We start from the raw sequence: 915 nt of genomic DNA on the forward strand, positions 1-915 counted from the left end.
AGTCCAATTATCTCGGATTTTAGCCCACGTGCTAGCGCCCCAAAGCTTAGCGTTAGGTGCTTCTGGGAAATCAATGGCTAAATCAGAAATAAGACGATTCTCAAAAGAAATCCGCACTAAATTTCCTGACGTCGTTCCTCTTATGGAAAAACATGAGCGTTGGGCGCTTACATGTCTAATGGAAGAGTTCGCAAATTTGACAACTATTTTGTTAAATCAAGGCGACTTGGAAGAAGCACTAGAACAGTTGCGGTACATGAGCGAGAAACTAGATACTGCAACCAAGGCGGAATTCGAGTACATAGATGTATATTATACAGAGCACTTATTCTGGAAAGGTACCAAAGAAGGTATTGACCGTGGCTGGCCTCTCGTGCCAGATAATCTCAAAAAATTGTACTTGGACTTTCATGGTAAACCACCTAGGGTAGTGATTTAAAAATGCACGCACCTAACAAAAAAATTAAGTTCGCCCGCTGCGCGGGCTGGGACGCAAACATGTGGGCTGCTCACTTCGTTCGGATTTTAGCCCACATGCCTGCGCCCCTTATTTAAAAGTTAGAAGGCGTCAGCCTAAACTACTATTGGTTTAGTAAATAATCAGTTCAACCACCCACACCTGTTGTCTCCAACATCGCCCAAGCATTGGTAGTTTTAATGTCACCGCGCTTACTTCAAAGGTTGCGCAATAGGCGCTTTATCGACGAGTTCTTATTTTAAGTCAGCAAGCGCCATTGCGTTTGTTAGTTCAAATGGCGGCTTGCTTCAGTCAAATCAATACCATCACTGCGCTGTTGTTTTACTTGTTTGTGTTAATAATCAATCGTATGCTGACTTCATTAGTTTTTAATTAGGCCAAAGGAACAGGCTCTGCTTCTAACAAAGCGCTTAAGTCACTCCCTTCGGTCGTTCGGA

General features: G+C 43.3%; 1 protein-coding gene. It reads left to right on the forward strand.

Annotated elements, in window-relative coordinates; translation table 11 throughout:
- Window positions 1–73: 73 nt before the first annotated feature.
- On the forward strand, window positions 74–439 hold the full coding sequence (locus JC525_RS19765) for a DUF7674 family protein (protein ID WP_198817870.1): 366 nt from the start codon (window positions 74–76) through the stop codon (window positions 437–439).
- Window positions 440–915 lie beyond the last annotated feature (476 nt).

It is taken from the genome of Alteromonas sp. IB21, from assembly GCF_016405965.1.
In the GTDB taxonomy this organism is placed as follows: Bacteria; Pseudomonadota; Gammaproteobacteria; order Enterobacterales; family Alteromonadaceae; genus Alteromonas.